This is a genomic window from Aerococcus viridans, from assembly GCF_002083135.2.
Taxonomy (GTDB): Bacteria; Bacillota; Bacilli; order Lactobacillales; family Aerococcaceae; genus Aerococcus; species Aerococcus viridans_C.
This window is the reverse complement of sequence record NZ_NBTM02000001.1, coordinates 1,187,696-1,214,229: the sequence shown is the minus strand read 5'-3', so window position 1 is coordinate 1,214,229 and position 26,534 is coordinate 1,187,696. Positions and strand designations below refer to the sequence as shown.

Annotated in this window: 25 protein-coding genes, 1 pseudogene and 1 riboswitch; of the genes and pseudogenes, 8 read left to right on the top strand and 18 right to left on the bottom strand. The window is 41.5% G+C overall.

The window, feature by feature from the left end; all coding sequences use genetic code 11:
- Window positions 1-118 precede the first annotated feature (118 nt).
- The 3 genes from A6J77_RS05800 to A6J77_RS05790 form a co-directional block, all read right to left on the bottom strand.
- A complete protein-coding gene (locus A6J77_RS05800; protein ID WP_083068986.1) occupies window positions 119-1,714 on the bottom strand; it encodes a LysM peptidoglycan-binding domain-containing protein in 1,596 nt (531 codons plus the stop codon).
- A 377-nt stretch (window positions 1,715-2,091) separates the two neighbouring features.
- Window positions 2,092-2,832 (bottom strand): CPBP family intramembrane glutamic endopeptidase, encoded by a 741-nt coding sequence (locus tag A6J77_RS05795; protein WP_083068984.1) that lies wholly within the window; start codon window positions 2,830-2,832, stop codon window positions 2,092-2,094.
- A gap of 641 nt (window positions 2,833-3,473) precedes the next feature.
- Window positions 3,474-3,902, bottom strand: a complete 429-nt coding sequence (locus A6J77_RS05790) for a pyridoxamine 5'-phosphate oxidase family protein (protein WP_083068982.1) — start codon at window positions 3,900-3,902, stop codon at window positions 3,474-3,476.
- 793 nt (window positions 3,903-4,695) lie between these two features.
- Here A6J77_RS05790 and A6J77_RS05785 point away from each other — a divergent pair.
- Window positions 4,696-5,438 (top strand): annotated as a pseudogene (locus tag A6J77_RS05785) (alpha/beta fold hydrolase).
- Window positions 5,439-5,539: 101 nt separating this feature from the next.
- Here the strand turns inward: A6J77_RS05785 and nox are convergent.
- The 7 genes from nox to A6J77_RS05750 all read right to left on the bottom strand — a co-directional run bounded on the left by nox (window position 5,540) and on the right by A6J77_RS05750 (window position 12,873).
- Window positions 5,540-6,877 carry a H2O-forming NADH oxidase gene (gene nox / locus A6J77_RS05780; RefSeq protein ID WP_083068980.1) on the bottom strand — a complete coding sequence of 446 codons (1,338 nt, stop codon included), beginning with the start codon at window positions 6,875-6,877 and terminating at the stop codon, window positions 5,540-5,542.
- A gap of 413 nt (window positions 6,878-7,290) precedes the next feature.
- Entirely contained in the window at window positions 7,291-8,511 is a 1,221-nt protein-coding gene (locus tag A6J77_RS05775) for an AI-2E family transporter (RefSeq protein ID WP_083068978.1), read from the bottom strand.
- Window positions 8,512-8,558: 47 nt separating this feature from the next.
- A complete protein-coding gene (locus A6J77_RS05770) occupies window positions 8,559-9,584 on the bottom strand; it encodes a lipoate--protein ligase (protein ID WP_083068976.1) in 1,026 nt (341 codons plus the stop codon).
- The gene (locus tag A6J77_RS05765) at window positions 9,581-10,465 is read right to left on the bottom strand and encodes an SIR2 family NAD-dependent protein deacylase (RefSeq protein WP_083068974.1); all 885 of its coding nucleotides are present in this window, start codon (window positions 10,463-10,465) and stop codon (window positions 9,581-9,583) included. The genes A6J77_RS05770 and A6J77_RS05765 overlap by 4 nt, the downstream gene beginning before the upstream one ends.
- 88 nt (window positions 10,466-10,553) lie before the next feature.
- Window positions 10,554-11,384 carry a protein-ADP-ribose hydrolase gene (locus A6J77_RS05760; RefSeq protein ID WP_083068972.1) on the bottom strand — a complete coding sequence of 277 codons (831 nt, stop codon included), beginning with the start codon at window positions 11,382-11,384 and terminating at the stop codon, window positions 10,554-10,556.
- Between the two features lie 4 nt (window positions 11,385-11,388).
- Entirely contained in the window at window positions 11,389-11,727 is a 339-nt protein-coding gene (locus A6J77_RS05755) for a glycine cleavage system protein H (protein ID WP_083068970.1), read from the bottom strand.
- A gap of 135 nt (window positions 11,728-11,862) precedes the next feature.
- On the bottom strand, window positions 11,863-12,873 hold the full coding sequence (locus tag A6J77_RS05750; RefSeq protein WP_193756643.1) for an MsnO8 family LLM class oxidoreductase: 1,011 nt from the start codon (window positions 12,871-12,873) through the stop codon (window positions 11,863-11,865).
- 233 nt (window positions 12,874-13,106) lie between these two features.
- Here A6J77_RS05750 and A6J77_RS05745 point away from each other — a divergent pair, with 233 nt between their 5' ends.
- From A6J77_RS05745 to A6J77_RS09505, 3 genes are read left to right on the top strand one after another with little or no spacing between them, the layout of a single operon-like run.
- Entirely contained in the window at window positions 13,107-14,303 is a 1,197-nt protein-coding gene (locus A6J77_RS05745; RefSeq protein ID WP_083068966.1) for an NADH-dependent flavin oxidoreductase, read from the top strand.
- A 44-nt stretch (window positions 14,304-14,347) separates the two neighbouring features.
- Window positions 14,348-14,626, top strand: a complete 279-nt coding sequence (locus A6J77_RS09295) for an SDR family oxidoreductase (RefSeq protein WP_083068964.1) — start codon at window positions 14,348-14,350, stop codon at window positions 14,624-14,626.
- On the top strand, window positions 14,602-14,697 hold the full coding sequence (locus A6J77_RS09505; RefSeq protein ID WP_083070252.1) for an SDR family oxidoreductase: 96 nt from the start codon (window positions 14,602-14,604) through the stop codon (window positions 14,695-14,697). Before A6J77_RS09295 ends, A6J77_RS09505 begins: the two co-directional genes overlap by 25 nt.
- A 77-nt stretch (window positions 14,698-14,774) precedes the next feature.
- Here A6J77_RS09505 and A6J77_RS05735 read toward each other — a convergent pair whose 3' ends face one another.
- Window positions 14,775-15,956 (bottom strand): cation:proton antiporter, encoded by a 1,182-nt coding sequence (locus A6J77_RS05735; RefSeq protein WP_083068962.1) that lies wholly within the window; start codon window positions 15,954-15,956, stop codon window positions 14,775-14,777.
- A gap of 46 nt (window positions 15,957-16,002) precedes the next feature.
- Window positions 16,003-16,099, bottom strand: a riboswitch (Fluoride riboswitch).
- 451 nt (window positions 16,100-16,550) lie between these two features.
- On the opposite strand from A6J77_RS05735, the gene gpmA reads away from it, so the two are divergent.
- Entirely contained in the window at window positions 16,551-17,240 is a 690-nt protein-coding gene (gene gpmA / locus A6J77_RS05730) for a 2,3-diphosphoglycerate-dependent phosphoglycerate mutase (protein WP_083068961.1), read from the top strand.
- A gap of 63 nt (window positions 17,241-17,303) precedes the next feature.
- Here the strand turns inward: gpmA and A6J77_RS05725 are convergent, their stop codons facing one another.
- The 5 genes from A6J77_RS05725 to budA all read right to left on the bottom strand — a co-directional run bounded on the left by A6J77_RS05725 (window position 17,304) and on the right by budA (window position 21,664).
- Complete coding sequence (locus A6J77_RS05725; RefSeq protein ID WP_083068959.1) at window positions 17,304-17,804, bottom strand: SRPBCC domain-containing protein; 501 nt, start codon at window positions 17,802-17,804, stop codon at window positions 17,304-17,306.
- Between the two features lie 69 nt (window positions 17,805-17,873).
- On the bottom strand, window positions 17,874-18,005 hold the full coding sequence (locus A6J77_RS09550; protein ID WP_227645189.1) for a VOC family protein: 132 nt from the start codon (window positions 18,003-18,005) through the stop codon (window positions 17,874-17,876).
- A gap of 892 nt (window positions 18,006-18,897) precedes the next feature.
- Window positions 18,898-20,100: a dicarboxylate/amino acid:cation symporter gene (locus tag A6J77_RS05715; RefSeq protein WP_083068957.1), complete on the bottom strand. Its 1,203-nt coding sequence runs from the start codon at window positions 20,098-20,100 to the stop codon at window positions 18,898-18,900.
- A gap of 107 nt (window positions 20,101-20,207) precedes the next feature.
- Window positions 20,208-20,948 (bottom strand): M48 family metallopeptidase, encoded by a 741-nt coding sequence (locus A6J77_RS05710; RefSeq protein WP_227645131.1) that lies wholly within the window; start codon window positions 20,946-20,948, stop codon window positions 20,208-20,210.
- An 11-nt stretch (window positions 20,949-20,959) separates the two neighbouring features.
- Window positions 20,960-21,664 (bottom strand): acetolactate decarboxylase, encoded by a 705-nt coding sequence (gene budA / locus A6J77_RS05705; protein WP_083068953.1) that lies wholly within the window; start codon window positions 21,662-21,664, stop codon window positions 20,960-20,962.
- 190 nt (window positions 21,665-21,854) lie between these two features.
- Between budA and A6J77_RS05700 the strand changes: the two genes are divergently transcribed.
- Complete coding sequence (locus A6J77_RS05700) at window positions 21,855-22,370, top strand: hypothetical protein (protein WP_083068952.1); 516 nt, start codon at window positions 21,855-21,857, stop codon at window positions 22,368-22,370.
- Between the two features lie 60 nt (window positions 22,371-22,430).
- Here the strand turns inward: A6J77_RS05700 and A6J77_RS05695 are convergent, their stop codons facing one another.
- Complete coding sequence (locus tag A6J77_RS05695) at window positions 22,431-23,003, bottom strand: TIGR00730 family Rossman fold protein (RefSeq protein WP_083068950.1); 573 nt, start codon at window positions 23,001-23,003, stop codon at window positions 22,431-22,433.
- 162 nt (window positions 23,004-23,165) lie between these two features.
- On the opposite strand from A6J77_RS05695, the gene A6J77_RS05690 reads away from it, so the two are divergent.
- Together A6J77_RS05690 and A6J77_RS05685 are read left to right on the top strand one after the other, a co-directional pair.
- Window positions 23,166-23,741 (top strand): rhodanese-like domain-containing protein, encoded by a 576-nt coding sequence (locus A6J77_RS05690; protein WP_083068948.1) that lies wholly within the window; start codon window positions 23,166-23,168, stop codon window positions 23,739-23,741.
- Between the two features lie 214 nt (window positions 23,742-23,955).
- The gene (locus tag A6J77_RS05685) at window positions 23,956-24,837 is read left to right on the top strand and encodes a polysaccharide deacetylase family protein (RefSeq protein WP_083068946.1); all 882 of its coding nucleotides are present in this window, start codon (window positions 23,956-23,958) and stop codon (window positions 24,835-24,837) included.
- 199 nt (window positions 24,838-25,036) lie between these two features.
- Here the strand turns inward: A6J77_RS05685 and rlmD are convergent, their stop codons facing one another.
- The gene (gene rlmD / locus A6J77_RS05680; RefSeq protein ID WP_083068944.1) at window positions 25,037-26,446 is read right to left on the bottom strand and encodes a 23S rRNA (uracil(1939)-C(5))-methyltransferase RlmD; all 1,410 of its coding nucleotides are present in this window, start codon (window positions 26,444-26,446) and stop codon (window positions 25,037-25,039) included.
- Window positions 26,447-26,534 lie beyond the last annotated feature (88 nt).

Genomic DNA, 26,534 nt, shown 5'->3' with positions numbered 1-26,534 from the left:
CCTACTAAAGGGCTTTCATAGCTATTGACATGTGATTTTGATACCAAATTTTTCTAATAAAAAAAGGCCGAGGGGGGTAATCATCTCGACCTTTCATATTTTATATTTAAAAGATTGCTTAGTTATAAGCAGCCATACTTACAGCAAATGATGGTGCCCAGTATGGATTGATTGATTCTGAGTGAACTGTTTCCCCAGGACGTTGTGAATGGATGTATTGTCCATTACCTAATGAAATTGCTACGTGGTATGGAGAACCATATGAACCCCAGAAAATTAAGTCGCCTGGTTGTGCAGATGAAACTGAGATTTTTGGACCAGCGTATTGTTGTTCTCCAGTGTAGCTACCAACGTTTACGCCGTAAGTTTGTTTGTAAACATAGTTTACGAAACCTGAACAGTCAAAACCTGAAGGTGTTTTACCACCCCATAAGTAAGGTACACCAACTTGTGCGTAAGCATTGTTTAATAATGCGGTTACGTTACCAGTTTGCGCTTGAGCTGCTGCTTCTGCTTCCGCCGCTGCTTGTGCTTGAGCTGCTGCCTCTGCTTCCGCTGCTGCTTGTGCTTGTGCTGCTGCCTCTGCTTCCGCTGCCGCTTGTGCTGCTGCTTCTGCTTCCGCTGCTGCTTGTGCTTGTGCTGCTGCCTCTGCTTCCGCTGCTGCTTGTGCTTGTGCTGCTGCCTCTGCTTCGGCTGCCGCTTGCGCTTGTGCTGCTGCTTCTGCTTGTGCTGCTGCTGCTTCTGCTGCCGCCTCTGCTTCGGCTGCCGCTTGCGCTTGTGCTGCTGCTTCTGCTGCTGCTGCTGCTTCTGCTGCCGCTTGTGCGTCTGCTTCCGCTTGAGCTGCTACTTCTGCTTCTTCCGCTGCAACTTGTGCTTCGATTTCTGCGTCAGCAGTTTCAGTTTCTTCTACTGTATTTGCAACGGGTGCAACTTCAGCTTCTTCTGTAGCTACTGTTGCTTCAACAGATGCTACTTCAGCAACTGCTTCAGTCTCTTCTACTACTGGTGCTTCTTCAACAGCAGGTGCTGCAGCTAAACCAGGTATAGCTAATGATTGACCTACTAAGATCAAGTCAGATGATAAATTGTTTTGTGCACGTAATTCAGACGCTGAAACGCCAAATTGACCTGCAATTTTGTTGATAGAGTCCCCAGCAACTACAGTGTAGTTAACATTTTCGTCTGCTACATAGTTGTTAACAGTTTCTTCTACTACTGGAGTAGCTTCTACTTCTGTTTCAACTGTTTCTTCAGCTACAGGAGCCGTTTGTTCTACTGTTGTTTCTTGAGCTACTTCACCTTGAACTTTTAATTGTTGACCAACTAAAATCAAGTCACCTGAAATACCATTTAAATCACGTAAGTTTTGCGCTGTTGTGTCAAAATCTGCAGCGATTTTGTTTAAAGTATCGCCTGCAACAACTGTGTATACGTTAGAAGCGTCTGCAACACGTTTAGTGCTTGCTACTACTGGCGCATCAACAGTTGGAATATTTAAAGCGTGACCTGCGATAATTAAATCTTGGTTATCAATTGTGTTCACTTCTAATAAGTCAGCGATTGATAAATCAAATTTACGTGAAATAGCAGTTAAAGTATCTCCCGTTTCAATTGTATATACTTCGTCTGCTGAAACATTAGTGGTTGCAAAGGCTGCTAAAGCCGCTGACGTCGCTAACGATGTCCCTACCATTTTTTTTACTGAAAACTTCATCAAATTTCTACCCCCTGAAATTTCTAATTACAATAGCTATTATATACAAGCAAACTGTAATTTTCCGTAACAAACAGGTTACAAATCATTTACTCTTTCTTACACAAATCCTTCATTTTACGCTATGTTTCGCTAATAAAATTTACCCTACTTGAACTAAAATCACAAAAAATATTAAAAAACTTTAAAAAAAGGTTAATAAATCAATCTTTTAAGAAAATCTTAAATTCAAATTAAAGCTTTCTTTTTTAAATATAAACGCCATATTTCTGTAACAATAATGTAATATTGGACCCAACAAATGTAAAAAAACTCTTTAAAGTAGTATCGATATCCCATCAATACCCTTCAAAGAGGCATTATTCAAGCAAATTTTCCTAAAATAAACCAAATATAATCATGATTGCCCCTGGTAAATTATTCAAGAAATGAATAAAGATGGCATCATTGATATTTTTCTTTCGCCAATAAGCCATGTAACAAGCTGCCCCAATTCCGGCATATATAATGAATGAAATGAAGTTACCTGAAAGATGCATACTTGAAAAGAAGACTGAAGAGATGATAATAGCTGCAGAGAAGAAACTATCCTTGAACATCCCTTTACTGATCATACCGCGGAAAATGATTTCCTCCATTACTGGGGCCATAGTAATCACAGTTAAGCCCAGGTTTAAGGCCACTAAAATATTGCTATTACTACCTAGCAGACCAAAAATCATATCATCATTTACCGTTGTCTCTACTCCGTACATATTACTCATAATGACTGACATAATCATTTTAAAGGCTAAAACACCTGCAAAAATAGCTAAGTCCTTTAGAATATCATCCCAAGTTAAACCCACAACATTTTCTGGATTTTGCTTTTGGTATCGGCGATAAAACCAGTAGCTCACAACAAGCATATAAATAATACTTAAAATGCCCAATACCGTTAACCAGGTATTATCCAAATTGCTACCAAACATGACGTATAATTGAGGAACCGAGGCCATTAAAGTATACGCAATCGTCCACAAAACAACCTTAGCCGCGCCAACTATCCAACCCGTCCACTTCTGTCTAGTTTGATCTTGGTAATAAGCATCCGTATTTCGATTCTTCCTCTTCCCCATATAATACCCCTAACTTTTTTATTAATTACAACTTTCTTCTATATAAGATAAAAGACTTACTTATTGTTTATATCAAAATAAATTACAATAACCTTACCATACCTGAAAAGTGAATTCACTAGACTAGTAAAAATACTTTCAAAAACTAATTACCATTAACAAGCGTAACGATATTTAGAACGATGGCACTGTAGTTAGAAGCATATGTAATTGTAGTAGTGACAATAGTATGAAAATAAATGCTAGAAAAAACTGTAGTATTGAAAACATAGCATCTCTCCAATAAGCGTTCATTCACTCATTGAGTAATTAAAATGGGAAGAGATTTTTTGTCTCTTCCCATTTCCAGATCTAATTGTATTATTTACAGTACGCTAGATTTCCGAGTTAAGCCATTGGCGGAAATTTTCCTAGCATGCCTTCGCGGTGAAGCAAGGATGTCCTGCCAAATATCAGAATGTTCGGGGGCCCTCCATTACAGTTTGAAACGTCAGTCAGGCAAGCCCTCGGACCCAGGCAGAATAAGGTCTCACCGCTAGTCCAGCTCTTCAGGGCAGACACGCTTGAACGCCCTGAAGAGCATCTTATATCTAAGGCAATGATGGAAAAAAACTGAAGCCGAAGCCTTCCTAGAAATTTTATTATTCTGCTGAAAATTCGAATGTGTCGTTTTTATGCTCTTTTAAGTTCATGTAGAAGCCACTACCTTCGTATACTTGAAGAGCGACAACTGATTTCCGGTCTTCTTCATCAGGATAAACATCTTTTACATATGGATTGTCTTTTAGAATATCCTCCAAGTAAGATTGATTCACTTCACGCACTTTACCGTCAACGGTAATGGCTTGAATACCATTTTCGTCATTTGACATAGCTGAAATTGATACATGCTCATTTGCTTGTAATTGTGTATAGAATTCATTCCCTGGTTTAGTCATAAAGAAAATACCATTTTCATTCGCTACACCAACATTCGCAAACCGTGTACGAGGTTTCCCTTCACTATCTACCGTCGCAAAAACCGCTGCCCCCATATTTTCTAAGATTGTCATGTAATCTTGTAATGCCATTTTTCAACATCTCCTTTATAATCTTGCTTTCTTCTATTGTATCGCAAAATCTCATATTTCTTTAGCAGAATCTAAGTCAAAAATCCAATAAAAAAACGGAAAATGACAGGGTGGCCGTTTCCAGTTTAAGGTGTCTAAATCCTATTGAATGGTGAGGGTAAAGTGAACGGTGTATTATCACTAGCGTTCCCTACGTAGAACTTGTACTCACCGGGCTCGATGATAAAGTCGTGGGCGTTGTGGCCCCATACGCCTAGTAGGTGATTGGTTGCGAATGGATCAATTGTGATAGCGATATCTGTTGTTTAGCTTGCTTCTAAGTAGACTTTCTTGAAGCCAGCTAAACGCATTTATGGTGGCCAGGGAAAATGGTTTCTTCCTCGCGAGCTGGGTAAGTTGTTGGATTTTTTGATCAATATTCATATGTTCAACTAACAATTCTGCACGTTTCTTTGGCTCTAAACTTGTATCTCACCACGGCATCTTTTTTGTATCCGCTTCCACAAATATCTCCCATTTTTTGCTTTAGTTCTTATAGATTAGCGAATTGCTCAAACCTCTTTACTTTCAATCATTGAAACCCTTATCATTTTTTCTATCATATAATAAATTTAAGTTTTTGACTACCGTTTACATTTTGGAAAAAGCAATCTTTGAAAAATTCTTCGCACAACCCTCCCCTCGAAATAACCCGCTAATAGCTAGTTCTTAATATTTGCATTTCCTCCTAGCTGTCGCTATATTGGCAAGTGAACAAAAGCTGTAACCAGTGATTGAATGCGAGGAAGTGCCATTGAAAACAACCATTAGAAGACGACAAATTGGCGAGATACCTTTGCTTGAAGTCGTCCCTTTAGACCAGCGAAATGCCCCATTACCCTTGATTGTCTACTATCACGGCTGGCAATCCAATAAGGAACTGAATTTGACCCAGGCCGAAAGTTGGCCCAAGTAGGTTTTCGGGTCCGCTTACCAGACGCTATGAACCATGGTCGCCGCAAGCAAGCCATATCTGCCATCCCGTCTTTGACTTTTTGGCAAAGTATCCAATCTAATTTATTTGAATTCGGGGCTATTATCCAACATTTCAAACGACTGGGTTTGGTCTTAGATGACCGGATCGGGATTGGTGGGACTTCTATGGGCGGGTTTACATCATCTGCTTTACTGACCCACCATCCAGAAATTAAAGTAGCGTCTTGTATGATGGGTTCACCTACCCCTATCCAATACCGAGAGCGACTAATTGAACATGCCAGCAGATTATCTAACCGGTTTGTTCCAGATGATTTAAGAGATTTGACGGCTTGGGTTGACCGGTATGATTTGTCCACCCAGGTTGACAGCTTAGCAGGCAGACCTTTCTTCATTTGGCACGGCGAGCGCGATTGGCGGGTCCCTTATGACCAGACTGTGGGGTTCGTAAAAGACAACAGCCACTTGGACAATATTATTTTTGTACACGAGGATGAAGACCATTTGGTTAGGACAAAAACAATGGATATGATGACGACATTCTTCTTAGGCCACTTATAGGATTGCCAACATCACGAAAAAAGGACAACCTTTCCTAGCTGAGGTTAGCTAAGAGGGTTGCCCTTTTTCAATGATTTAAAGTTTAATTTTTAAGATTTTAATTATTCAGCTTTTAACGCTGCTTTTGTGATGTAGTTGTATGGTTGGTTGAAGTGAGGTAAGAAGAACAAGTCTAATAACGCTAATTTATCGACTGTTAATTGTTCTTGCACTGCTAATGAGAACATGTGGATACCCATTGATATATCATAGCGTGATACCATTTGCGCACCTACGATACGACGAGATTCTTCTTCGTATACAATACGTAATTTGACTTCGCCATTTTCTTCTGCTGGCATGAAGCTTGGTAGTTGTGTATCTTCGATGTCTGTGTAGTTCACTTTCAAGCCGTTTTTCTCTGCTGCACGTACTGATAAACCAGTAGATACTAATTTCAAGCCAAAGATTTCGATACCGTTTGAACCTTGAATACCAGCACCTTCTACGTGGTTACCTAAGATATTTTGACCTGCAACGATACCTGAACGAACAGCGTTTGAAGCTAATGCAATATAAGCTGTGTCATTTACAGCGTTTGAGTAGTTAGTTGCACAGTCACCTACTGCATATACTGAGTCATCGTTTGTTTTGAATGTACGGTCTACTAAGTAAGCACCGTTAACGAATGTATCTAAGTGGTCTGCACCTAATCCAGCATTTGGACGGAAACCGATACAGTTGATGATAACATCAGCTTTGTATTCACCGTTAGTCGTTTTAAGACCTGTTACCTTACCGTTTTCACCTAAGTATTCTTCAGCTAATTCACCAAAGTGAGTGTGAACGCCGTTAGCTCGTAGGTTTTCGTCCATTGCTACTGCGAAGTCTACATCGTAGTAGTTCATTAATGAATGTTCTTCAGCATCGAAGATGTGTACTTCTTTACCACGACGAGCTGCTGCTTCAGCGATTTCAACACCGATGTAACCAGCACCAATAACACATACAACGTTTGCGTCGTCTGCTGCTAAGGCTTTGTCAACTGCTTGACCTTCTTGGAATAATTTTAGGAAGTGTAATCCTTCTAAGTCGTTACCTGGTAATTTAGGTGCGATTGGAAGAGATCCAGTTGCTAAAACTAATTTGTCATAGTTTTCTTCTAATTTTTCACCTGATTTAGTTTCTGCGTATACAACTTTATTTTCAAAGTCGATTTCTTTTACTTCCGTTTCCAAAGATACTTTAGCACCTTTAGCTTCGAAATCTGCAGCATTTGTGTAGAATAACCCTTCGTAGCTATCGATTTGACGTCCTACCCACAATGCGGTCCCACAACCTAAGTATGATAAGTTTGAGTTACGGTCTATTAATGTAACTTCTACGTCTTGATCTGAATCTAATAATGTATTTGCTGCTGAGATACCTGCATGGTTAGTTCCTACTACTACAACTTTCATTAAATGTTTCCTCCTCGGTGTACATATCGTTTGCTCATTTATTTACAAGCACAGAATAACACCATTTTTTGGGGATGACAAACCAAAGTTGTATAATTTATAAAAGCTCACAAAGTCCATAGCAAGCAATTTTAAAAGAAAGTTTGTGAAAAACTTATTAAGCCCCTTTATTTATGGGCTAATTATTGCAAATTTTGTTATTTTTTTAAAAATAATCTTTTTCACTTCAAATTCGTTATTTCACAAATTCAGATGTTTTCGTACATTTTTTGTACTTTTATAGATTTTGAACCTATCTTAATGAAAAAGACGCTCACAATTAAGTGGCGTCTTTCCTTTATATCTCAACGTTTATCGCGTTTTTACTTGTGAATGTGTCGCATGTGAGAAAGTTTGTGCATTTTTATACGATGTTACATCTTATCGATTTCTTCCTCAGTCAAAGCTTGGTGGCGTAAACTCTCTAAAAAGCGCACTGGCAGATCCACATCTTGCTCCCCAGCTTCTTGACTAACCTGCTCGCGGTATCTGACATCAATCCTGATAATCTTATAGACAGAAGCTAGGACTGGCACCCCGATTAACATACCAGGAATACCCATCAAGCCCCCACCAACAGTCACGGCGAATAGGACCCACATACTAGGCAAACCAATCGAATCACCCACAACACGCGGATAGATTAAATCCCCTTCCAATTGTTGAACAAACAAAACAAAAATGAGATATACCACTGCATAGGTCGGGCTTAAAGCGAGTAGGATCACGACACCAACCGCACCCGATAAGAAGGCCCCAATAATTGGAATTAATGCCATAACACCTTGCAAGACACCTAACATGGCGGCATAAGGAATTTGTAGAATGAACAATCCGGCTGTCACTAAAGCCCCTAAAATAATGGCTTCTGTCACCATACCAGAAATAAATTTAGAAAATGTTTCATTGGCCACATGCGCCACATTCTCAATTAACTGATGAATATCATCTCTGACATAAACGGTCAGCAACCGGTCTACTTGCTTGCCCAATTTCTCCTTTGAAAAGAGAATATAAATAGCAAATAGGATACCCAAGAAAATGTTGGTTACTGCCCCAACTGAAGTTGTCAATACGGAAACAGAAGTGGTTGCGACATTAGATGCTAAGCTATTAATCCCACTAGCTACACTAGAAAACATGCTACCCCAATCAATGTTGACTTGGTTGGCCAATTCATTGACTAAGGGTACTAACGCTTCTTGACGGTTAAACCAGTCTGTTAGGTTTTGAATCGCTTCTGGAATAACATCAATCAAGGTCATGACAGCTGAAGCCAATTGCGGTACGACAATGACAACAGTCGCTGCAATGACTAAACAGACAATTAAAACCGCTAGAGTAATGGCTACAGGGCGTCTAGACCCCTTTAGATATTTATTTTTGGCATTTGGATACAGGTATTTCTCGATCCAAGTCATCAATAGGTTCAAGACAAAGGCAATCATTCCACCTAGAATTAAAGGGAAGACGACTGACCAAATCATAGAAACTGTTTGGACAAGATACGACCAATTGATGACGGTTAGAATAAATAACGCAATCAAGGCCAACCATTGGACCCCTTGCTTTGTTGGCCCGTTTAATTTTCTCAAAATAATTCAACTCTTTCTTTACTTTAATATGTATATATTTTAGCATATCATGCTAAAAGTAGGTTAATGAGAACAGTTGGGTCAATGGGGCCAAAATAAGGCGTTAAATCGATATTCCTTAACAGCTCAGCCAGCGATTCTTGTCTAAGGGGTTGGCCGATGAGCACCTGTTCTAGGTCAGCAATATCCTTTTTACCAAAAAAGTCGCCATAAATCCGACATTTTTGAATATGGCCTTTAGCGACTTCTAAGGACACTTCAATGGTTCCTATGCCAGGGGCGCGGACGGCGTTATTGATGGCATATGTCGGGTTATTGCCGAAGTTCCAGTCCCAATTCTTGTATTTATCGGCCACCATCTGGTCGATAATAGCCCAGTCTCGGTCGGTTAAATCATACCGCTTGGCTTGACTCATATCCTCGATGCCTAAAAATTCAGCAGCCATCAAATCTTTGAATTCAAAATTGGTCAGCTTTTGGTAAGCTGGCGCTAAATGACTTCTGATGTCCGTTACCCGTGCACGGACAGATTGGATGCCTTTTGAAGTAATTTTCTTTTCATTAGGATTGAGGGCTTTGACCATAGCATCATAGTCGACATCAAGCATTAAGGAGAAGCCACCATATACTAAATTATTCTTCATGGTCATGGCAGCCCCTGAAATCTTTTTACCAGCAATCTCTAAATCGTTCCGTCCACTCTGACTCAGGTCTTTGACCCCAAATTTCTCTAGGGCATCAATCGTTGGCTGGTACATCTTGGCGTAATTGCCGTAAATATCTGTGTTCCCTGGATAAAGGAAGCAAAAGTTGACGTGGCCGGCGTCTTGGTAAAGGGTCCCGCCACCGGTATCGCGGCGGACGAGTAGGATGTCATGGTCTTCAACATAGTCTTCATTGACTTCAACCAGGGAATTTTGAAACCGGCCCACTTGGACTGTTGGCTCGACGATATAAGGTAATAATATCGGCTCTGTAATTTCAAGATGCTCTTGCACATAGACTTGGACCGCTAAGGCGTAAGCACCATCCATGATATATTGGCCATTTCGGATTGGTTCAATGACGATCATTTGGCTAATTCCTCCTGCATTAAAGCATTTGCACCAATAATCGTTTCTGCAATATCCTCATCTAAACGATACGTTTGTTGTTTTAAGTGGTCAGGAATGCGGTATAATTTCTTATTCATTGGTACATACATCGCTTTAGGGTTTTTAGCCGTCATCTCTTGGAAAGGTGTCTTTACAAATTGTGGCGTGGTATAACCGACCCCTATATCTAAAAAGAGAATAGCTTGTCCCTCGTATTCATCCAAAAAGGCATCATAGCGTGCTTTTTGTGCAAAGAAATCTGGACTTTCAACCATCCCTTTACCTGCTTTTCGTTTATTTACTTCCATAACAGCTCCACATTTTGGACAACGCGGAATTAAATCATAAGGAATCGCCATATTTTCTTGCTGGTCCACCATTTGCCGGATTAAATCGTCGTCTCGGTAGGTTTCTTGATGGCACATTTGACTACACTGCATCAGGATATACTCTCCTTGAATATGGAAGACCTTATCTATATCATAATCAGCAGCCGCAAAGGCATTATCGGCATTGGTCGTAATAATATGATGTGGTTTACTTCTTAATAAATCTTTCAACGCAATGTAAGATTCTCCAACTGGTTGATCAAGATAATTTAAGGCGATAAAACGTGATTCAAAAGCCCAATATTCTTGCGTCGATGGAAAATCGAATAAACTAGCTTGTAACATATCGAAGAAACCATATTTCTCAATAAAGTCAGGGAAATTATTTTCAAACCGCGGCCCCACATAGGTAAAGCCATCTGCAGCCGACATGCCAGCCCCGATACCGATAACTACAGCATCTGCCTCAGTTATTGCTTCTTTTAACATACTTGCTTGATTTTCTGTAGGGTCCTCAAAGGATTTCCACATACCTATACTTCTTCCTTTCCTGTAAAAAGAGTAGGCAGCTAGTTTTTAGCCTACCTACTCCAAAAATTCGTCATTATTTTTAACGTTTTTACATCAATACGTCTTCATATAGGGCCAGATCTTCAGCCGAATAGACATTGAAGAGGACCTGTAACCCACTAGCCGTCTGCGCCAAATAATCGCGGACCGTTTGGATGGCAATATCCCGGGCCAAGGTTTTAGTAAAGCGGAATTCACCCGTAGAAATGGCACAGAAGGCAATACTCGAAAGCCCCATCTTATCCGCTTCTACCAGGCAATTTCTATAGCAAGCAGCCAACAAATCTTGGTTCATTTTTGACACAGGTTCCTTATAAATCACCGGCCCCACCGTGTGAAAAATGAATTTTGCTGGCAAGTTGTAAGCTTTTGTAACCATGACCTTCCCCACTGGCAGTTTACGGCCATTAAGGGCAAGCGCCATGTCCGTTCTTACCTGAGCACCCGCCATTGTATGGATTGTATTGTCTATACAATGATGGTTTGGAATATAGCAACCTAGTCCATTCTTATTGGCCGCGTTCACAATGGCATCCACCTTCAAGCGGGTAATATCCCCTTGCCAAAGAAAAATACGTTGGTCCAACTGGCTTTTTTGCCATTGGTCTGGACTGGCAGCTGGCGCTAGCTTGGCCTGCAAGACTGCTCCTTCGGCCATCAAATATTCTTCACTCGGCTGGTAGCTGTCTCGTACATTGACTAGCCCACGGAAAATGGCCCAGCGGTCGTTTTCGTCGGCGATGGACGCTAAGTTCAATGTCCCGTCAGCTTGGACGATGCCTGCCCTTTTCAAAGATTCAGTAAAGGCTTTCTGGGCGTGACTGCTTTCATTCTGATGGTCCCACAGGTAGTGAATGGCCGTCTTGAGCGCTTTGTCCATCAGTCTAGGCTTCTGGCAGTTGGTCGTATGCTGCTTGGTCTACGCCAGTCATTTTGTATACCCAGCTGGCTTCGGCTTTTTCTGAGTTCAATTGTTCAGGTGCTTCTTCTGCTTCTTTGTTGATGGCTGTGATAGTTCCTGCCAATGGTGCTTGCAATTCTAGGACGGTTTTTGAGGCTTCCAGGTTTAAAATCGCTTGGTCTTTTTCGATTTGGTCGCCGTCATTGGCGATGAATTCGACGTAGCCAACGGTCCCGATGTCGTCTTGTAATTCTGGTGTCATGATAAATGTGAATTCGTCTTCGTTTTGTTCTACCCATAGATAATTTGCTAGTTTGCGCATGTTGTTTCCTCCTAAAATTTGATTGCTTCTTTGTTGATCAATGTAGCATGATTTGCCCTGATTGACTAATGATTTACTTGTAATTTTGTTATCATTATTTTTTGGAAAAAGGGCCATCGCCGCTCAAGCTGATGTCTAGATATCAAAGGCTTGTGCGATCAAGGCCAGGTGTTCTTGACGACTTTCTATGCCCGGCACCGTCGGGATCACCATAAATTCATCGGCAGCTGTGACATCAATGATCCGGTCAATTTGAATTTTGACTTGCCGGATATCACCTGTGATGAGTTTTTTGCGGTTACGGGCTATTTTAACCAAATCTGGTTGCGTAAACTTATAGTTGGCTGCTTCATCGATAGTTGGCAAGTGGTCAAATTCGCTGTAGTCCTTTTTGCCAAGAATCCATAAATCAAATGCTCGCTGAAGTGGCTTGATATCAGTTCCCTCTGGCACAACAGCAATGAAGGCTGAAACCATAAATTGAGGCTTAGCTAAAGTGGCTGATGCTTGGAAATTGTCCCGGTAAATTTTCGCAATCCGCCCCGCCACTTCAATGGCATCTTCGTCCTGGTTAAATAATAAACTATAAACGTAGCCAATCCCTAATCGGGCAGCCTTATAAGCTGATTCTTCGCTGGCTGATAGGGTCCACAAGGTCGGTGGGGTTTCAGCCCGCGGATAAACCTGGACATCCCCATAAGAGGAGGCTGTTTGGGTCAGAAAGTCTCGCACTTCCCCCATAGCCTCTTCATTGTCCCTGTAGCCTTTGAGATTATTATCCAATGCCTCACGAACCGCTTGACGGCCGGGATTGTTGCCCATACCTAAATCCACCCGGCCAGGATACAAGTGAGCGATTGTAGCAAAGACTTCAGCCACTTTCAATGGGGCATAATGGGGCAACATGACCCCGCCTGACCCAAATTTCAACCGCTTAGTCTGACTCAAAAAATGGGTCATCAGAATTTCTGGGGCAGCGGATGGATAAGCAGCTAAACTGTGGTGTTCCGCAAACCAAAAGCGGTGATAACCCAAATCTTCAGCCGTCTTAACTAAAGCGAGTGTATCAGCGTAAGCCTCTCTATCGCTTTTTCCCTTGTCACGGACCACGAAATCAAGGACATTCCATTTCACTGTATTGGTCATACAACTGTACTCCTTTACTTTTATAAACTGTAATATTACAAGTTTACAATTATATCCACAAATTACAGGGCTAGCCTTTTCAACTATTATCATGATATCATATAAACTGTTCAAATGTTTGCATAATTTGTTTTTATCCAACTAATTATGTATCCGCATACACCTATTGTGATTTTCAAATATTCAATCCAAATTCATTCTGAAATCCATAGACATAGAAAGGACAACCAATCATGACCCAAGATTACAAGACTTTGTTACAACCAGTGACCCTACCCAACGGCCTAGTCCTCGAAAACCGCTTTGCCCTATCGCCAATCGTAACCAATTCATCCACCCAAGAAGGCTTCATCACCCAAGAAGACCTCGATTACGCCAGCCGTCGCGCTAAGTCAGCTCCCATCCAAGTGACCGGTGCTGCCTACATCGAACCCTACGGTCAACTGTTTGAATATGGTTTCTCCGTTGACGACGATCGCGCTATTCCAGGTCTTCGCAAAATGGCTACCGCCATGCAAGCTGACGGCGCCAAAGCCATCCTACAATTAACCCATGCTGGCCGTTTTGCCAACCAAGCGATCTTGGACTACTACACAGTTTATGGCCCAAGTCCGCAGCACTTGCATACGCCAATCGACCACCAAGTTTTAGAAATGTCACCACGTAAGATCAAGCAAGTCGTTCGCCAGTACGGAGACGCCACTCGCCGTGCGATTAAAGCAGGTTTTGCTGGGGTGGAAATTTCAGCGGCTCAACGTTTATTGATGCAGACTTTCTTCTCTCCTTATTCAAACCAACGGACAGATGAATATGGTCTACAAAGTTTAGAGAACCGGGCCCGCTTTGGACTTGAAGTCTTTAAAGAAGTACAAAAAGTGATCAATGAAGAAGCGCCAAGTGATTTTATCCTCGGTTTTAGAGGCACCCCTGAAGAAACGCGCGGCAAGGAAATCGGCTATACCGTTGAAGAATTTAACCAATGGGTGGACTGGATCCTTGAAGTGGCAGATTTAGATTACCTCGCTATTGCCTCTTGGGGACAAAACATTTTTCAACATACTGTACGCGCTGAAGGTCAATACTATGGTCAACCAGTCAATAAAATCGTTCATGACCATTTAAATGGTCGCGTTGTCATGATGGCAACTGGTGGGATCAATTCACCTGACAAAGCCATGGAAGCTATCCAATATGCAGATATGGTGGGGATGTCATCGCCTTTTATTACAGAGCCGGATTTTGTCAATAAATTAGCAGCCGGAAAAGCAGATGAAATTGACTTACAATTAACCAACAAAGATATTGATGACCTTGCTATACCAAAAGCAGCCTTCAAAGACATCGTCCGTATGATGGACTACGGCAAAGGCTTACCACAAGAAGCCCGCGACAAATTACGTGAACACGAAAAAAATTATCATTCAAAATAAACACTTAAACATCTAAAGATCTAAACATTTAAATACTTATAGATATGCCTTCGGTTTTAGCTTTCTCTATCATTGCCTTAGTTGCGGGAACGACATATGTTGCGTCTAAACACCCTGTGTCTGCTATGACGAAATCAACTGCCTTCATGTATACCAACAACAAAATTCGTGTTAACGGTATCGCCCCAGGTGCCATCGCTACAAATATTGCCTCAACCGTGACCGACTCAAGTGACTTTGGGAACGCTCGGATTGGTGCCGTCAGCGCCTTAAACCCAGGTGTTATCAACCTGAAGATATTGCCAATGTCGCAGTATTCTTAGCATCAGATGAGGCTAAATTTATCAACGGTGATATTATCACTGTAGATGGTGGCTTCACGGCGCCATTCTAAAATAAATAAATATCCCGAAAAAAAAAGCTGGTCCTCATTTTTCTGAGGGTCAGCTTTTTTTGTTTTCATATTCTTATTTATCGATCATCACGCAATAGTCGATTATGGGTTTGGTCGATTAAGACAGCGCCAAGCGGTGCGGTGACTAAGATGGCAACGACTGAGATGATTAAAATGATTTGACCACTCGGCAAGCCCATCGCTAAGGGCACCGCCCCTATGGCTGCTTGTACTGTGGCTTTTGGAATGTAGGCAAAAATGGCGAATGCTTTTTCCTCCTTGTTTAATTGAGTGCCTAAAACAGATAAAAGTACACCAAGTCCTCTAAATACCAACAACAAGACAATTAACACTATTGCAATGATGCCTGAATCTTTCACGGATTCGATGGACATGCTGGCACCAACTAACACGAACAGGATAATTTCAAAGACTTGCCATAAGTTATTAAACCCTACTTGAACAGATTTAGCTTGAACTGGATTGACGCGAAGTATCATAAAGCCCATCGCCATCACAGCAAGTAAGGCTGAGAAGCCGATTGGTCCTGTCATGGCTTTTTCAATTCCATCAAATAACATAGCCATCCCAAAGGTTAAGATGACTGGGTATCCACCTGATAATTGATATTTTTCAATGGCTAGTGACAGTAGCCAACCTACCAATAATCCCCCAGCGATGCCTAATATGATAGAAGTTGGCATAGATAGCATGCTTAACCAATGGAATTCACCAGTTTGAGCAAGGGCTGTTAAGGCAGTGAATATGATGATGACGAAGATATCATCCATAGAAGAGCCCGCTAGAATCATTTGCGGTACCCCTTTTTTCTTACCGTATCCCTTACCCATTAAATCTAACATGCGGGCAACGACGACGGCTGGTGATGTGGCCGCGATAATAGTCCCTAAGATAGCGGCAGATAAGTATGACATCCCAAAGAATATTGGTGCCAAAATGATAGTCCCGATGATTTCTAGGGTGGCTGGTAGGAAGCTCATCAAGATGGCTGGGCGCCCTACTTTCTTCAAGTCCTGCAAATCGATATTTAAACCCGCTCTAAGTAAGATGATCATCAAGGCAATCCGTCTTAAATCACTGGATATATCCAATGTACTTTGGTCAATTAGATTAAAAAATGACGGTCCCATGATTAAGCCAGCGATGATGTAGCCGATTAAACTAGGTAAATTCATCGCACTCAACAAGCGCCCCAATAAATACCCCACAATAATGATAAAACCTAACGATAGTAACATAATTTCCTCCTTTTGCAGGCAAAAAAAAGCTGATACGCCTGCAGTTTTACTTGCAGAAGTCATCAGCTTTTCAGCGGTTCGGTATGGGATGGCCTAAAATCACCATCTACTTGACCAGGGAGAACCTCATTCCCTCTTTTTATGCTTCCTAAGCATACGCCATTTTTCTGAAAAATACAAGGTATTAAATACACATACTCTTATTATTATAGCAGGTCATCGGCCTTCACATACCTATCATAGTTTTAAAAGCAGTGGGCCCAGAATTAGCCAAGGTCTAATTCTTTGTCTGGCAATTCATTCTGTAAGGGCTAATGCGCCTAATAGAATGATATGGGTCAGTAGTCAGCCTCTCTTCCCTGCTAAGGCATGCTAGGACGTTTCAGTCTCTTACTCATATATAAACGACTACTCTCCATAATAACAATTACAAAAACAGTGAGATCATAATATATACAAAACTTTATCAACCAGACATTTTCGCTTGTTATTAAAGAAGTTGAGGTGTCTTTTCTTGCTATCGTTTTTACCTGGGTGTATAGTGTAGGTAATCCTAAAAACAAAACGGCAGTATCCTTGAAAGGATGGAGAAAGATGACTAAATTAGTATTTATCCGCCACGGACAAAGTGAATTAAATTTACAAAATGTGTTTACTGGATGGTTAGATCCGGCTTTAAGTCCTCTGGGGGTGGAGGAGGCTAAGGCCGCCGGTCTAGCGCTTAAAGAAGAAGGTTTAATTTTTGATGTTGTACACACTTCCCTACTATCACGCGCGATTCAAACAACTTTTTATACGCTAGATAATTTAGACCAACTTTACTTACCAGTCTACAAACATTGGCGGTTAAACGAACGTCATTACGGTGCGCTTCAAGGATTAAATAAGGCAGAAACGGCCGCTATTCACGGTGAAGACCAAGTGCATATCTGGCGCCGTTCTTATGATGTCCGCCCTCCACAAGCGACTGCCAATACTTTTGACCGCCGCTACCAAGACCTTGATATCGACCATTTATTAGCAGGCGAAAGTTTAAAAGACACTTTAAACCGGACCATGCCTTATTGGGAAGACCATATTGCAGCTGATTTAAAAGAAGGCAAAAATGTCCTTGTTGTCGCTCATGGTAACAGTTTGCGGTCATTAACCAAATACTTGGAGGGTATTTCTGATGAAGATATTCCTGACTTAGAAATTGCAACCGGTGAACCCATTATTTATGACGTTGACGAAACCCTTCATATCTCAAACAAAAAAGTTTTAACGAAACACATCGCCAAATAACATGTAATCATATGCAAATAAATAGCTTAGATGTCGGGAACAATGTATTCCTCGACTTCTAAGCTATTTTTCTTCTTTAAGTTTTTCTTCTTTAAATTGTGTTTCATAAGCTTGCGTTAACTCAACCAATTCATCTGGCAATGGCCATTGTGGTGGTTGACCGTTCATGATTTGCACGAATACATTTAAGCAATTATGCCAACCGGTAGCTGTTTGCACTACCCAGGCAAGGTCTGAAAATGTATGGTTAAAATGTAATTTAGCACCAGATTCCGTTTCAGAAATTTCCATGCGCATCACATCGCGACCATCTTCGATAAACTCAAAACCATCTTCAAGTGAAAACTTAGTAATCACACCTTGGTAAAGATTCCCTTCGCCATCGTCAAATTTGATCAATCCGCCAACTTGGCCATCCATTTCCCCTGTTGCGAATGGATACCATTTTGAAAAAATGATCGGATCTGTCAATGCGTTGAATACCGCCTCTTTTGACTGGTAAAAGTCCCTTTCAAAGTATAGTGTATACGAACTTTCGTTTTCAATTAATTGCCCAAATAACATTGTGTTTCCTTTCTCTTAGGCTAAATCTAATAGCCTTTGGATATCAATCTTCTTCATCTAGATCATGGCTTACAATTGTGCCAGATTTTGTTGCCACGCTCCAATACTTGCCGGTACAATTTGCCACGATAAACCATATCTATCTTTTACACAACCACACTGCTCAGCTTTAGGACCAGCGGCATAATTTTTCCCAGTAATAATCTATTTCATCTGACTCTCGCAATTAAGGCTCAAAGATATCACCTCATTAAAATGGAAATATGGCCCGCCATCCAAAACAATTTAAGGTTGATTATTTAAAGTGAACTCTGCCGTAATAACTTAACCTGACATACCCTCAAAGTGTTCCTGTAAACTGGCATCTGGATAGTATTCAATGTGCTGAATTTCTGAATTCGGAATCAAATCTACATAGAAGCGAACCGCCTATCACAATCGCCGTCACTAAACCATAAACAGGGGCAATCCACTTCACGATAGCTCCTCCTCATTGGGTGCTGGTTAGTCATACGTCACTAATACCTATATAGTTTACCACAAGAAATTGAAAATTCGAACGGTCTATCCCAATTAGGCCTATCCCCCACTGAAAAACGACCTACACCATCATCGACCTACCACCAATAACCCTTGTCGATGACTACAGGTACGCTTTAACTACATCGATGATTCCACCATGATCATTCACATTAGCTTCAACAGCAACCGTATCATCAATAGAACAAATAATGTTGCCGTCAGCCTTATGCCTTTCTTTCCTCGATTAAAAAAGTAGTATACCATTTATCCAAAAATACTTTACTTAATCCACATTTTACTTTTCATTGAAGTTATTACTCGGTTGTGGACTTACTAAGCAAAGGCTGGAACATACCTAGCATGCCTTCGCGGTGAACTCAGGGTGGCCTGGCGCATGTCAGTTTGTTAGGCGTTTATCCCTTACAGAATGTATAGTCAGCCAAACCATTAGACCTTGGCAGTTGGAGGCCCCACCGAATCTAAGGTAATGATAGGTATAGTGAAAGCCGAAGGATTTTAATCACTAGATAAAAAAAGATACAGCCTTTACACTGAATCCTTTAGAGTAAATCTACTTAGCTTGTTCTGCTTTTTTATCTTTTTTGTAGACAGCATCGACGATGACGGCGATGGCGTTGTCACCTGATACATTTGTTGCGGTACCAAATGAGTCTTGGGTGATGTATAAAGAAATGGCTAATTGGTTGAAGGCTTCTGTTAGACCAACCATTGGTAAGAAAGGTAAAGCTGACATGATGGCCCCGCCTGGTGCACCTGGTGCAGCGACCATAGCGATTCCTAATACCATGATGAAGCCAGCCATTGTACCAATTGAGATTGGCATTGAGTACATCATTAAGATGGCTGTCACACAAGATATGATGGTAATCATTGAACCAGCTAGATGGATAGTGGCGCATAGTGGCACAACGAAGTTAGCGATTTGCTCAGAAACGCCATTTTTCCGGGCAATTTCAACGTTTGTTGGAATGGTTGCGGCAGATGATTGGGTACCTGCGGCTGTTAACCAACCTGGAATTTGATTCTTCATCATTTGAATTGGGTTCTTACCGGCGTAAGCACCAACCACGGCAAACATGAAGGTTAGGTATAGTAAATGTAAGAAGATGGCAGTGACTAATACCCGCCAAAAGACTGACATAACGGCAAATACTGAACCTGAATATGACATATCTGCAAAGTTGAAGAAGATATAGAATGGCAGGAATGGAATCACGACTGTTTGTAAGGTTAAATCGATAACCTTACCAAAGTCGGTAAATACTGTCATTAAAGATTCTCCGCGTCCTCTTGCTCGTAGCCAAGAAATCCCTAAGCCTAACATAAAGGCGAAGATAATGGCTGTGGTAACTGAAAACATGGGTTCTAGACCAATTGAGAATAAGGCGGTTGCCCCTTCACCTGATTCTTGGATGGTATTTGCCAAGTCAGAGGTGATAAACATTGGGAATAAATTGCTGGCTACAGTATAGGCAAGGATACCGGCAACGATTGTTGACCCGTAGGAAATGGCTACGGTAATTCCTAAAAGTTTACCCGCACCTTCTGCTAGTTCAGCGATACCTGGAATAATCAGGCCGACAATCATCAATGGAATGATGAAGGCCAGGAACTCGGAGAATAATCCGGATAATGTTTTTAATACTTGAAAGAAAATTTCTGGTAGAAAACCAAATTGGCCGACAATAATCCCTAATATAATTGCAATTACTAATTTCAAGGCTAGCGGTATTTTAAACCCCTTCTTTACCATATGAACAACTCCTCTAAATCATTTCTTTCTCAAAAAGAAAAAAGTCCCAAATCAACTTGGGGCTTAACTTATTTTTATGCGTTTACTGCTTCTATTTTAACAGATTTTTAATGAAATAAACTAGGTAATTTCGACAAAATTGCATTCGCTTCTTGCCATTTCGGAAAATATTGGTCCATTAGCTGGTAGAAACGCTTGGTATGGTTGGTTTCTAGTAAATGTACCAATTCATGAACGACGACTGATTCCAGGCAAATTAATGGTGCAGTGACCAAGTTCAGATTAATCCAGATGCGTTTTTTCTGGATATTACAGGTGCCCCACCTGGTTTTCATTTGCTTGATCCGAAATTCATTGGCCCATACGTCCATATGCGTCATCATTTTAGGGCCGGTAATGGCCAATTGGTCTTTCAACGCTTGTCTGTAATAGGTCGTCATGACTTGTGCCCGCTCAGCCTGGTCCATACCTGGTTTGACAGTTAAAACTAGCTGGTTATCCATTAATCGGCAAGACGTCGGCCCCACTTGTTCAATGACTAGTAAAGGATAGGCTTGGCCCCATAAATAATGGCTTTCGCCGGTTTCATAGCGTTTGACTTGGTCTTGGTAACGGTTTTTGATATCTGCTTGCATCCGCTCAATTTGGGCTACGTTGTTTTCCACAAAAGCGACAATAGCGGCTTTACTTTCGTATTTGGGTGCTGAAATGCGCAGGTCTCCATGAGGCGGGACGGCTTTTAAGGTCAAGTTTTTATAGTTGGCCTGCTTGGTTACCTGAATGGGATAGCCCGCAATGGTCATATCAAGTTTAATAACTGGCACCTCCTTGCGTGATTGTTTTGGCAAACTGACTGCCCTTATTCACTCTCGTTAATTTCTGTAATGAGGTTATCGTAATTGACTGTAGCATTCATGAAAGCTGTATTATCAGTTGCGAAATGCTGGTGGAAGTCGGTGACGGTTTGGACGGATACATCTGCATGATTAATCCTATAATCAATGATGTGGCCACCAAAGTTCTTGTCTTCGCTGATAAAATGGCAATGAAAACCTTGTTTAACTACACCTTCAAATAGGTAAGGACCGTAAATCCCGATGCAAGTGCCCTTGACGTTTTCTTGCTTGAATTCGGGTTGCTTACGACTGGCTTCGATAAAGCGCGGGAAAGGTTCTTCAACGCGCGGGATAACCCGGGTATGCATGAAATCAAAAGACCCTTCGATGCGGATGACTGAAAATGTCGATAAGGATTTCAATTTCCCTTTTAAGAACTGATGCCATTCGTCTAGGGTAAATAATTCGTTTATGGTGAAGGTTTGGTCAGGCATAAAGTCAGTCACGGCGGCATACGGCACGGTTTCGTCCCCTTTTAAAACAACTAATTCGCCGTTTTCCTTGGCTTGGTATGCCTTACCGTCAATCACGATCAATTCCCCATCTAAATGGTCCATGGTGCCAATCCCATAGTTGCCCTCTTTTAATAAGGCTTCTATAGTCATCGACCCATCGAAAAAGCCCGCCATCAAGTCGCCCAATGTTTGATGTTGAAATAGTTTCGTCATATCTGTCTCCCCGTATCGCTTTCTGTGCACAGTTCATTTTATTTAAATGATGGTACTTCTTGTCATGTCCATACTACCTTTTTTACCCTCGTCTCGCAAGTTGCTGCGGGGGTGCTAGCTTGAAATTGTTGACCCTTTTTCCTATACTTACTAGTACTTACGAGACAAAAAATTTGAGAGGAGTGGTTGGATGATTTCGCACGAGTTACCTTTGATGCCGATTGGCGAGGATGAGAAGCGGTGGATGGCGGAAATTACTGGTGATGATGAGACTTTCGTCTTGAAGCGGGATTTTCAACCTGAGATTCGGCCCGGCGTTTGGGAAATTTATGATGGTTGGTACCAAATTCACGGCCAATTTCCTGGCATTTCACCCTTTGAGAAGGAATATGTCCTTGTGCAAAATGGGCAAATGACCCGCCACCTTGATTTTCGCTATATGATCAGTGCTCTACCGCAAATTAAGGCCTACGAAGACCAGCGAAAAGAACGGTTAGCATACCAAATCACTAAAGTCCTAGATGAAATCTACGAAGCAGTACCCTACGACGGAGTTTCAGACGCAATTCTAAGCCAAAAAGAGGACATGTCGATGGTAGAAACGTCTAGCGAATTGGTCAAAGGACTAGCCAACATCTTGAAACAAAAAGACGACATCATCAAAAAATACCAGACATATTACGACCAAGCAGAAGACTTGTGGTAAAAAGTTTCTTCAATAACAAAGGCTGAGAACATCCCATTCTCAGCCTTTTTCCATATATATTTATTTCCACTTCGCTTCTGCTGTTGGTTCATAAGCAGCCATTTTCTCTAACAAGACTTCCGGATCAGTTTCAACCAACAACATATCCCGGTATTGTTGATGCATAAACCCATGATCGACTTGGAAATCTAAAAAGTCCAACAAGCCATCATAGTAGTTATTCACATTCAAAATCCCGATTGGTTTATCGTGGTAACCAACTTGCTTCCAGGAAATCACCTCAAACAACTCTTCCATGGTCCCTGGACCACCCGGCAAGGCAATAAACCCGTCAGACAAATCAATCATCTGCGCCTTTCGTTCGTGCATCCCTTGGACAACAAACAGTTTAGTCAGGTCAGGATGTTGAATATTATTGTCCGCCAACTTCTGTGGCACAACCCCCATCACATCGCCGCCAAATGCCAAAGCCCCGTTCGCTACAGCAGCCATACAACCCACATTTGACCCGCCATAAACCAAAGTCCGCCCTGATTTAGCAATCACTTCGCCGACCCTTGTCGCCGTTTCTTCATACATCGGATCATCCCCAACAGCCGATCCCAAATATACCGCAACACTTTTAAGTTCCATACATAACACCCCTTCTTTCCCAATATTTTAGGCAAACCATCAGCATCTGACAAGTACCTCCCTAGAAAATGGCGAAACGCATCCTGCTGGTATTCTTTATCAAGCATCCGCATTGACCCACCCCACGTATCCTGTCATAATACAAGTAGAAGAGGTGGTTATATGACAACAACATTAAATAAAATCGCATATGAAAACTTACAAGACCAAGTAGTGGTGGATATCCGTGAAAATACAACCTTCCGCCAAGGTCACTTGCCGAATAGCTTGAACGTCACAGCCAAACAAAAAGACAAATACTGGGATGGCTTGGTCAAAAACAAAGAAAACCTCGTCATCCTTACAGATAAGGAAGAATCGCTTGTTGACTTTGAAGACTTAGATCCAAACGCTTATCTTCTTTTTGAAGATATCCCGCAAGAAGTATTGGTTACCAGTGCAGAAATCACTGCAGCAGATTTCTTACAATTGCCTGATGACCAGGATTATGTATTATTAGACTTACGTCACCCAGATGAAATTACCCGCCCAGCACCAGAGAAAAACTTGGTCAATATCCCACTAGAAAAGCTAGCGGATAACTTAGAAAAAATTGATAGCGACAAAGATATTTACCTACTCTGTGGATCAGGCGGCCGCGCCACAGCAGGCGACGCCTACTTAACAGCACATGGCTACAACAAAACGCATGTCATCGAAGGCGGCATCAAAGCAGTCATTCAAGCACAAGGGGAATAATTGTTTTAGCTGTATTTTATTTTAATTTGCTATGTTGCTTTACTGAGGAGAATTTCCACTAATATTGCTAAAAAGATAGTGATTGCCAAGTCAGCGGTCACTATCTTTTTCATTTGCGTGATTGTTTTCCTGGAATTTGATTGGGTTTTTTCCGTATTTTTTATCCATTAGTGTATAATGGACATATATTATATGTTATAGGGAGGAATAGAACATGTTGAAAAAATTACCCATTCTATTATTAACAGGTTTGCTTTTAGCTGGTTGTGCTGGAAATGAACAAGAGAAAGACGATGGGTCCCAAGAACAAGCTACTTCTAGTGAATCTTTAGAGGCTAACAATACTAATGATGGTGAAGATGCGGAAAGCATTGGTCACGATGAGGATACTAATGAAGAAACAGATAATCAAGTAGCTAACTACTATATCGACCCTGAGATTTCAAGTGTATTGCCGGCTAATGAGGATGCGAACCCTAATGTTGTGCTCGCCACTGTCGATGATGTACCAAGGAAGTTACCCGAAACACCAACGTCGTCAGTAGAGGAAGCACAAGCTATGGCCGATCGCGGTATTTACGGGATTTTCTTCGTCAACGGTATGTACTTACAAGGTGAAGATGGCGAAGAAGGCAGGCAAGCATTAAAAGAGATTGCCGACATGGGTCATGTGATTGGTAACCACACGCTTACTCATTATAGTCTTGACCAAGTACCTGACGAAGAAACCTTGCGTCACGAAATTATTGGTAACCAAGATATTATTGAAGAAGTTATTGGTTATCGCCCACAATTCTTCCGTCCACCACACGGTATTGAAGCCCCAGGATTAGAAGGGATTTTAGAAGAAGAAAATATGGTGTCGATGAACTGGTCGTATGGTTTTGATTGGGACGAAAACTATTCAGACCCAGCAACACTAGCAGATGTCATGGTGAACACTGAATTCTTATCCCCAGGCGCTAATTTATTAATGCACGACTTAACTTGGACTAACGAAGCTATGCCGGCCATACTAGACGGTATCCAAGCCAAAGGATATGAATTTGTTGACGCCCGTGACATCGCTACACGAGACGAAATGGCTGACTTATAATCTAACCACTTGATTTTTAAAAAATATTTATACACGCAAAAAGATAGTGTCTGTTTAAGTTAACATTCACTATCTTTTTATATTGGCTATTAATTTGACTACATTGAGAAATTACTCATCATAATTAGCATATATTTATATTCTGTAACTATTGAATGTATTCGTGGATTACCTTAAAGCCACAGGCTTCATGTTTTAATTAATCTTTTATTTCTTTTTTCTTTAATAACACGATATTTTCTAAATGTGCGGTATGAGGGAATTGGTCGATTGGTTGCACTTCTACGACTTCGTAGCCAAAGTCGAGTAACCAAACTAGGTCGGCTGCTAAACTTTTCGGTCCGCATGACACGTAGACAATGCGGTCGGTGCCGAATCGACCGATGGCACGCATGACTTTACCGCCCGCCCCGTTACGTGGTGGGTCTAATAATAATAAGTCTGGTTGTCCCCAAACATCTGGTAAAACCCGCAATCCTGCTCTGGCATCTGAGGTCATAAAGAAGGTATTATCTAGGTTATTATCCGCGGCATTTCGTTTGGCTGAGTTGATTGAGTTTTCTACGATTTCAATCCCTGCCAGTGATTTTGAAGCGGCTGCTAATGGTAGTGAAAAAGTCCCGATACCACAGAATAGGTCTAATACTTTCATATCCTCTTTGACCTGAGCCATGCCAATCGCTGTTTCAACCATCTTATTGGCTTGGACAGGATTTACTTGGAAGAAAGTATCTGGCCAAATACGGAATTTAAAACCTTGTAGTTCGTCGTTGATATAGTCACGACCGTGAATGAGATAGACATCATTGTCATACGACCGTTCGGTACCCCCATTTTTCTTCAACCATTGGAATGAAACAATCCGTGGTTGCGCGTTCAGAAGGCGTTGGGTAAGGTCTTCAATGGCTTCAGTATAAGCATCCGGTGCTTCTAAAGCGTAAATGGCGACCATAATTTCCCCTGTTGCAAATGATTGACGCATCAATAGGTTGCATAGCAAACCTTCTTTGGTATCTTTATCCAAGCCTGGGAATTGGTAGTCTTTTTGCCATTTGGAGACAACTTTTTTTATGGCAATCATCTCTTCTGGGGCTAGGATGGAGTCTTCTAAGTCGATAACTTTGCGGTAATTTCCTTGTTGGTGCATGCCTAAAGACCCATCCACACCAAAAGTTAATTCCATCTTGTTGCGGTATCGGTAAGGATTGTCCATGCCGATGATGGGTTTGACTAGGTTGGTATCAAAGCCAGCTTCTGCTAAATAACCCTTAATCAGATTTTCTTTGTGGGTTAGCTGGTCTTCGTATTTCATAAATTGTAGGGGCGCGCCGGCAGCCATTTCTCGGTCTACTGGCATATCCAAATTCCGCATGGGACTAGGTTCCAGCAATTCGTCAAATGATAGACTGGCTTTATGACGTCCTTTGGCATTGGGCACAGTCACGCGGACTTTGTCGCCTGGGACGACATTATCGATAAATAGTAGTAAATGTTTTCCGTGGGGGCCTTTTTCTGGCGGATGGATATAGCGCACAAACCCCACGCCTGTATGGTCCAGTTTCTCAACTGTCACTTCAAGAACTTCTGTTGGATATAGATCTTTCTTCACTTTTTCACACCTCTTCTGGCAATTGTCAAGAAATTATAACAGTTTATGCGAAAAAAGACTAGGTTTCCCCAGTCTGATTTCTACTATT

What these genes read in the sequence shown, in the direction of transcription:
- A6J77_RS05800 (WP_083068986.1), bottom strand. Translation starts at nt 1,714, where the DNA reads ATGAAGTTTTCAGTAAAAAAAATGGTAGGGACATCGTTAGCGACGTCA.
- A6J77_RS05735 (WP_083068962.1), bottom strand. Translation starts at nt 15,956, where the DNA reads ATGTTACTATCGTTAGGTTTTATCATTATTGTGGGGTATTTATTGGGG.
- A6J77_RS05770 (WP_083068976.1), bottom strand. Translation starts at nt 9,584, where the DNA reads ATGATCGTCATTGAACCAATCCGAAATGGCCAATATATCATGGATGGT.
- A6J77_RS05765 (WP_083068974.1), bottom strand. Translation starts at nt 10,465, where the DNA reads ATGTGGAAATCCTTTGAGGACCCTACAGAAAATCAAGCAAGTATGTTA.
- A6J77_RS05755 (WP_083068970.1), bottom strand. Translation starts at nt 11,727, where the DNA reads ATGCGCAAACTAGCAAATTATCTATGGGTAGAACAAAACGAAGACGAA.
- gpmA (WP_083068961.1), top strand. Translation starts at nt 16,551, where the DNA reads ATGACTAAATTAGTATTTATCCGCCACGGACAAAGTGAATTAAATTTA.
- A6J77_RS05690 (WP_083068948.1), top strand. Translation starts at nt 23,166, where the DNA reads ATGACAACAACATTAAATAAAATCGCATATGAAAACTTACAAGACCAA.
- A6J77_RS05760 (WP_083068972.1), bottom strand. Translation starts at nt 11,384, where the DNA reads ATGGACAAAGCGCTCAAGACGGCCATTCACTACCTGTGGGACCATCAG.
- A6J77_RS09295 (WP_083068964.1), top strand. Translation starts at nt 14,348, where the DNA reads ATGCCTTCGGTTTTAGCTTTCTCTATCATTGCCTTAGTTGCGGGAACG.
- A6J77_RS05700 (WP_083068952.1), top strand. Translation starts at nt 21,855, where the DNA reads ATGATTTCGCACGAGTTACCTTTGATGCCGATTGGCGAGGATGAGAAG.
- A6J77_RS05795 (WP_083068984.1), bottom strand. Translation starts at nt 2,832, where the DNA reads ATGGGGAAGAGGAAGAATCGAAATACGGATGCTTATTACCAAGATCAA.
- nox (WP_083068980.1), bottom strand. Translation starts at nt 6,877, where the DNA reads ATGAAAGTTGTAGTAGTAGGAACTAACCATGCAGGTATCTCAGCAGCA.
- A6J77_RS05745 (WP_083068966.1), top strand. Translation starts at nt 13,107, where the DNA reads ATGACCCAAGATTACAAGACTTTGTTACAACCAGTGACCCTACCCAAC.
- A6J77_RS05750 (WP_193756643.1), bottom strand. Translation starts at nt 12,873, where the DNA reads ATGACCAATACAGTGAAATGGAATGTCCTTGATTTCGTGGTCCGTGAC.
- A6J77_RS05725 (WP_083068959.1), bottom strand. Translation starts at nt 17,804, where the DNA reads ATGTTATTTGGGCAATTAATTGAAAACGAAAGTTCGTATACACTATAC.
- A6J77_RS05790 (WP_083068982.1), bottom strand. Translation starts at nt 3,902, where the DNA reads ATGGCATTACAAGATTACATGACAATCTTAGAAAATATGGGGGCAGCG.
- A6J77_RS05715 (WP_083068957.1), bottom strand. Translation starts at nt 20,100, where the DNA reads ATGGTAAAGAAGGGGTTTAAAATACCGCTAGCCTTGAAATTAGTAATT.
- budA (WP_083068953.1), bottom strand. Translation starts at nt 21,664, where the DNA reads ATGACGAAACTATTTCAACATCAAACATTGGGCGACTTGATGGCGGGC.
- A6J77_RS05685 (WP_083068946.1), top strand. Translation starts at nt 23,956, where the DNA reads ATGTTGAAAAAATTACCCATTCTATTATTAACAGGTTTGCTTTTAGCT.
- A6J77_RS05695 (WP_083068950.1), bottom strand. Translation starts at nt 23,003, where the DNA reads ATGGAACTTAAAAGTGTTGCGGTATATTTGGGATCGGCTGTTGGGGAT.